Here is a 6,930-nt window from a genome sequence, read left to right on the forward strand (position 1 = left end):
TTTTTCCGCTCACATTTAGCGCGGCGCTCATAAGGCCGTCGTAGACTTTGCTATTGGCGGCGATGCCGCTGACAGTCAATTCTTTAGGCGTAATTGTCACTGCTGCATTAGCGGCATTAAGCGCCGGCAACATGTAATTGCTTACCAATCCAGTGCCATCAGTTAAAGTAATGTTACTGATAAATTTATTAGCGGTTGTTACGTTTTTATCGTTTACCCTTGAATCAGTGTAACTGAGGGTCTCAGTGCCTACTAATCCGCCTATAGTAACCTTATCTGTAAGATTAGTTGTGCCGTCATAAACCTTAGAGGCAAATAGTGTAAGAAGCGCTGGGTTGGTGGTAAGTGTGCCATCAACATAAGTGATCATATAGCCTTGTTGGCTACTAATTAGCCCTTTAGGTATGATGGTATAGCTGCCTGCGTTAACAGAGTTCTGAGCGCTGCCGGTATAGCTCAATGTTCCGCTTGGTGTCGCGCCGGCGACAGAATATGTCATGCCATTGCCACTGAATTCATTGCCATCATAGGTCTTAGTAAAACTGTTTGCCGTTACGGTCAATGCGGTCATGAAAGTACGCAATAAGGGGAAACTACTTCCTTCATCAATAAACCAAATGTTTGTAAAATCCCATCCATTAGGAAAGGTAGCTTGCTTCATCATTTGGTCGGAAGTTAATCCAGTGGTGCCTGCCGGCGTGCTATTGACGACGCCAACCGAATGAGTAGCATTAGCTTTGTTCCAGAAATTGTCAGTAAGCACCCCTGTTGTGGTCCCAAATAAGCCACCCGGTGCAGCACCGCTTACCGTTCCAGCGGCATAAGCATTTGTGACTGCAGCGGTACTGTTGCCAAGTAGGCCACCGACACCAGCGGCGCCAGCCACATTACCAGTAGCGTAGACGTCTTTAATAACAGCTGTAGTCACGCTGCCAATTAAACCTCCCGTACCGGCTGCTCCGTCAACATTGCCAGTAGCATAACTCTCGGTAACATCTCCACTGGTTTTCACGCCGATCAGACCGCCAGTGCCCGCATGACCTTTAACGTTTCCGACGGCATAACTTCGAGTAATTGCCCCGGTGGTGATGGTGCCTATTAAGCCGCCAGTGCCCGCATCGCCATCTACGCTTCCGGTTGCATAGCTATTGCTGACTGGCCCAGTGGTAATATTGCCTATCAATCCTCCGGTGCTAGCTGCTCCAATAACATTACCAGTGGCAAAGCCATTAGAAACTGACCCCGTTGTTAAACTCCCCACCAAGCCTCCGGTGCCGGCCGCTCCAATAACAGCGCCAGTGGCAAAGCTATTAACAATGTTCCCAGTTGTTAAACTCCCCACCAAGCCTCCGGTGCTGGCCACCCCGGTAACGGTGCCAGTGTTATAACTGTTGCTCACATTACCCGTTGTACCTGAACCAATTAAGCCACCGGTGCCTGCGCCACCATTGATAATTTTGCCGCCCACCAAGCCCACATTGCGAACATCAGAGCCGGCGCCGGCGATCCTAATCATTCCCGTGTTAGCCGCGGCGATGCCATCAATATTCATTCCGGTAATGGTATGCCCAAGACCATTAAAATTATTGGCAAAGCTGGCTATTGGCGTAAAATCAAAGGTAGATTCCGCAGTGCCTAAATTACCACCCAGCGCAAAATTTCCGGTAATGGTCATGTTTGCTAATTGATCCACAGTGTTGAGAATATTATACTCTGCACCATTAATGGTCAGTATACCGGTACCTGAACGTGGGTTGGTGCCGTCAGTTTCGGCAAAGTCAACTCTGCCAGTGAAACCGTTGGCATCCATGCCAACAAAGACCTGCCCACCGGCAACGGCTACATCACCGCCATTGGATGTTGCCGTGTTAAGAACCAAAGTCGACGTGCCACTGGCTGTCATCACGCTATTAATATTAATGTCTTTGGCGGCGGTTAACGTTAAGGTGTTCGCGCTCCACGAAACCTCTTCATTTACATTGATATTGCCAGACCCTGCGTCGGTGCCCTTGAAAGACATAATCTCTACATCTGTGTTGACTAAATTGTTCGACAGTGCAATCCCAGTTATATTGGCCGGTGCGTCAGTGCTAGCATCACCAATATTAAAGTCGGCGGGATCAATTAGCCAATTGCCACTATCGCCAGTCGCAGCAAAAGTGGTTACTTTTGCATCATCAGCAATGCGTACATGCGCCGCTGAAGTTTCAATGAAACCGCCATTACCGCCGTTAGGAGCGGAGGCATCCAAGATGCCAGCTACCATTATGCGGTTATTGTCCATGCCACCCATCAGCATTATTTGACCATTTTCGCCAGTGGCGAGCGTGTGCGCTTCTATTATGCCTGTATTGCTAATGACGGATGTTACTAATGCCTGAGTGGCTTGTGCGGTAAGGTATACTAGTCCGCCGTCAGCTTTAATTCCGCCTTTGTTTTCAATGGAGGCATCAATTGCCGCCTGTGTGACCTGTATTTCAACAGGCCCGCCTAGGTCAAGTGTGACGTTTGCGCCAGCACCTAACAATACACTCCCCATATGCGCAGTGAGAGTGCCAGTGTTGGTGATTTTAGCGGCGATTAAAGCAATGCTGCCCGCGTTGTTAACGGTGATATTGCCTCGGTTAATGATGGCATTACTGCTCTCGCCGACAAATGTAAAATTACCGTCCATGAAGTCATCGGTACTGAGGCGCAAGGTGCTTGCAACGAGTCCGCCTGCGTTTATTTGAGATGTTGGGGTAAATAACACACCGTTTGGATTAACTAAAAAAACTTGACCATTAGCCGATAAGTTACCTTGAATGACAGATACATCGCTGCCTAACACTTGATTAAGTGCAACAGATGAAGAGGATGGTTGGACAAACTTTACTGCGTTGTCTGCTCCGATATTGAATGTCTGCCAATTAGCCGCCATTTTAGCGGTGCTTTGCGTTATTGTCATATTGGTATTGGTTTGGCTAATGCTACCAGCACCCGCGACAATGTTGCCGCCCGTTGGCAGTGTGTCGGCTTTTGCGGTATGACATATTATCGATAGCGCTAAAGCTAGTGCGCTAAACTTGCACAAATTTAGAAATTTAATATGGCTGGGAAGATTGTTACTAGACTTGACTGCTGGAGTTGATCCACTGATTGATTTACCGCGGCCATCACTTTTTTCAGACACCGGGACATAAGACGCTGCTGCATCGCTCCAAACTAAACAGTACACGTGATTGAGCATAATAACCTTGGTTGCTTTTAATTTTTATTCATTTTGACTGACTAAATAGTATTTTCATGTAAGGCCAGTTGTATTAAATTTGGACGACCATTGGCAGGTAAAAATGGAAGACTCGTCCTTTTGTGCCTTGTGTTCATCTTAAACTCTTGCGCACATCGTACCACTTTATTGACGATAATGTTTAATTTATGAACAGTTTTGCCATTTAAAGACCCTTGATATGCCGCGCCTTTAAGTTAATTGTTATAATAATCAAACACTAAAAATGTTTTTGATGTATAAAAATAAATAAAATACATAAAATAAATGCATAAAATAAATGCATAAAATAAATAAAACACATAAACTAAAGTTTAAAATTTTTGCTTCATAGCGAAATATTAAATATGAGTAATATTCAGTATCGCTTTTAAACGCGGCTCCAATTCCTCTTAACGACCCTAAACCACATTTCAGACCACGTCATTATGACTTTTTGCGTTGAACACAAGTTAGCTGTGATGACGCCTCAATTGGAGCACCTTGAACCTAGGGTCATGCAATTTAATTCATCGGGTTTTAAATTTTATCATTGAGTACCCAAAACTAGCAGTCGCTCACACGGGGTTTGTTTTTGATGATACAAAGCCCAAAATTTCTATAAATCATGAAGGCTCCTATAAAAGCCTGAATTTTCATTCTCTATGAGCCAAGATGATTCTATTACTGTGAAGCAGTTCGCCTGTGAAACCGAGGCAAACAGTGCGATAACACACCATTTCGCTAGCGTTATAATGTTGAATAAACGTGTTTAAGGACTATGCACATTTTATAAAATAGCCTAAGCTGTGCATGTGTGACATGTTCAGCTTAAGCCAAAAACGTTATCTCTTAGATTATCAAATGAAATTGAAAGCCGGTTAAGTCTGTTAGCTGAGACAACAGACCGCACAAAGTCGTTCTATGCTAAAGAAGCCATCATAAAATATCTTGATGAAATGGAAGAAACATATATAGCAATAGATCGGCTTGAAAAGCCTACTAATCGTGTCTCATTAGAAGATGTGGAAAAAGAATTAGGCTTTGACGAATAAATGGATCAGCGGTGGCAAGTTGAATGGGATGAGCGTGCACTGAAGGAACTTAAGCAAATCGATAGGCAAGCGCAAAATGTGCATTAAAAATGACAAAAATGGTGGCCCGAGTCAATGTCGAAGTTAAAAAGATTCACGCTGCAAAACAGCAAAGGAATGCAAGTTGAATTGTGTAATTTTGGTGCTCGCATCCTGTCGATAAGAGTGCCCAATGAGCTTGGAGAACTAATAGAGACAACGCTTAACCATGCAACTGATGAAGCCATAGTAAACGACGGATTTTATATGGGCGCGACCATGGGAAGAACGAGTAATCGAATTTCAAACAGCATTATGCTTAGAAGCTCAAGGCTATCCCGACGCCATCAATCATTCGGTACTAGCGCCAGATATTCTGCGGCCAGGAAAAGAGTATCGCAGGTACGTCATTTATCGATATATGAATAGATGAAGTGATATTAAAGTGGTTTCTCTCAAACACCGCTTTGATATCGCGCTTTCTTGAATTTTACTGATTATTCACTGACTTAGTTGTACGGGTCTATACTCTGGGTTAATTGCAAAATCGTGAATATTATGTTGCTCCGACTAGGGCGCAGCGTCTTTGTCACGTTCTGCCTCTGCTTTGTCGGCGGCCCATGCATTGGCGGCTTCTAACGCTACCAATGATGTGGTGGGTAACACAGCAATATAGCTTTCAGTTTCTTCCACTGGGGTAGCCGGACGCTGCGTCATACGATAGAGTGCATACAGCGCAATGGTACTGAAGGTTGCACCAAGCACCAACCAAAACGCGTAAGGGCCAAACATATGCATCGCCCAGCCAGTCAGCAGTGGGCCTACAATTGCGCCCAGTCCGAAGGTAAAAACAAGTCCCCCAGAGGCCGACGGCATATCATCGGTGTCAAGTGAATCGTTTGCGTGGGCCAAAAACAGCGCATAGAGCGGCGTTGTAACTCCACCTGCGAAGAAGGCCGATACCATCAAGGGCCACAAACCGCCGCTTGTGCTCCACCCAAATGCACATGATGTTAAGCCTAGAAAGGCCGCCCCGAAAATTAGCTTGCGCCGATCAATTTTATCCGACAGCCAGCCAATAGGATGTTGCAACACCAGTGCCCCGGCGAACAGCATCGCGATGAACAGTGATATTTGGGCAACTGTCAGCCCAATTTGCGTCCCAAAAACCGCGCCCATACCCGATTGCGTCGCAAAGGCGCCGCCCAATAAGAAGATCCCCACGGTACCAAGGGGCGAACCCGAGAAAAGGTCGCGCAAGGACATCGGGCGGGCTATTTCTACCAGCGGAACATGGGTGGCAGAAAGAAGGATTGGCGCAAAAGAGATTGATACCAAAATTGATGCTCCGATGAACAACACAGAGGTTTTGGCATCGGCTAAGGTCAGCAGTCCTTGAGCTCCTATGATACCTAGGGTTTGCGCGGTCATGTAGGCTGACAGCACTTTGCCGCGAGTCTCATTGGTGGCAGCATTGTTCAACCAACTTTCGGCGGCGACAAAAATGCCCGACATGCAAAAGCCCACGAGTAATCGCAGCAAGGTCCAGGCCCAAGGCTCAGCGAGCAGCGGAAAGGCAATTAGCCCCGCCGACATGAAGCTGCCAAGCGCTGCGAAAACGCGAACATGCCCCACCCGTTTAATCATTACAGGAGAAAGGCGCGCACCCGCCAAAAAGCCCATGAAATAGGCGGAGGTGACAACGGCTAGCTCAGTTGAGGTAAATCCCTCAATCGTGCCGCGCAGGCCGATAAGGGTGAAATGCATGCCATTGCCCAGCATGATAAACATCATGCCAAGTAGAAGGGGCCAGACCTTAAGCAATATTTGAATCATAAGGCTCCTCTTGTGCCGTGGCCAATTTCACGCGTTGCCCACGGCTTTGCCGCATCCAGTTGCATGCGCTCGTTATATGGACCAATAACTGTCACTGTATTTTAAACGCTGCGCGTTTTGCTCGCATTGGCAAAAATAAAGATTGGTTAGGTACTGACAAATAGTCTATCAGCTATTTCTGTAAAATAGGTGATAGTCTTTTTATGGAGCCTAATGGTAACATCATAAATTCGTCCAACGAACACGCAGTCGGCCTGATATAGAGCAAGCACTACTTTGTAATATCAACTTAAGTAAGGGGTTTTTACGCCACCCCTAGTTCGAAAACACAGTGCAGGCACTTTTGCGAGCCAGCTTGTATAAATATTTTAACAAAACATCACCTAAGTAATGCAATACCAATGATTATTCAATCTGTTGAACTACTGTCACTAAAAGTACCTTTGCACACGCCATTTAAAACGGCGGTAAGAGAAGTCAGTCACATTCACGACTTGGTGGTGCGTGTACACTGCAGCAATGGCTGCGTTGGCTACGGATCGGCGCCCTCCACTGAAAAAATAACAGGCGACAGCCACGCAAGCATAAAAATGGCCCTAGAAACCGTACTCATTCCGCTAGTAATAGGTGAGTCTTTGCAAGACTTCCAACCCCTTATTGAAAAGCTCCATAAAGTCACAAATGCAGGCAGCAATGCCAAAGCGGCAATGGATATCGCACTGTTTGACGCCTACGCACAATACACCCAACAGCCACTTTATGAATTAATTGAAA

At 46.0% G+C, this 6,930-nt stretch carries 3 protein-coding genes and 2 pseudogenes; 3 read left to right on the forward strand and 2 right to left on the reverse strand.

Features of this window, described 5'->3' with window-relative positions; genetic code table 11:
• Window positions 1–3,229 (reverse strand): beta strand repeat-containing protein (locus GPUN_RS12345; RefSeq protein ID WP_040521121.1); only part of this gene is annotated, 3,229 nt, incomplete at its 3' end.
• An 875-nt stretch (window positions 3,230–4,104) separates the two neighbouring features.
• Between GPUN_RS12345 and relB the strand changes: the two are divergent.
• A pseudogene (relB, locus tag GPUN_RS14680) lies at window positions 4,105–4,302 on the forward strand (type II toxin-antitoxin system RelB family antitoxin); the annotation flags it as partial.
• Between the two features lie 114 nt (window positions 4,303–4,416).
• Window positions 4,417–4,749, forward strand: coding sequence for an aldose epimerase family protein (locus GPUN_RS12350; protein WP_040521123.1), 333 nt, complete (start codon window positions 4,417–4,419; stop codon window positions 4,747–4,749).
• Window positions 4,750–4,890: 141 nt separating this feature from the next.
• On the opposite strand, the gene GPUN_RS12355 is transcribed toward GPUN_RS12350, so the two are convergent.
• Window positions 4,891–6,156 (reverse strand): MFS transporter, encoded by a 1,266-nt coding sequence (locus GPUN_RS12355; protein ID WP_006007311.1) that lies wholly within the window; start codon window positions 6,154–6,156, stop codon window positions 4,891–4,893.
• A 401-nt stretch (window positions 6,157–6,557) separates the two neighbouring features.
• On the opposite strand from GPUN_RS12355, the pseudogene GPUN_RS12360 reads away from it, so the two are divergent.
• Window positions 6,558–6,930: pseudogene (locus tag GPUN_RS12360) on the forward strand (dipeptide epimerase); the annotation flags it as partial.

This window comes from Glaciecola punicea ACAM 611 (genome assembly GCF_000252165.1).
Classification (GTDB): domain Bacteria; phylum Pseudomonadota; class Gammaproteobacteria; order Enterobacterales; family Alteromonadaceae; genus Glaciecola; species Glaciecola punicea.

Bases quoted from the DNA above. Each gene is read 5' to 3' on its own strand.
- GPUN_RS12355 (WP_006007311.1), bottom strand. From the start codon at position 6,156: ATGATTCAAATATTGCTTAAGGTCTGGCCCCTTCTACTTGGCATGATG.
- GPUN_RS12350 (WP_040521123.1), top strand. From the start codon at position 4,417: ATGTCGAAGTTAAAAAGATTCACGCTGCAAAACAGCAAAGGAATGCAA.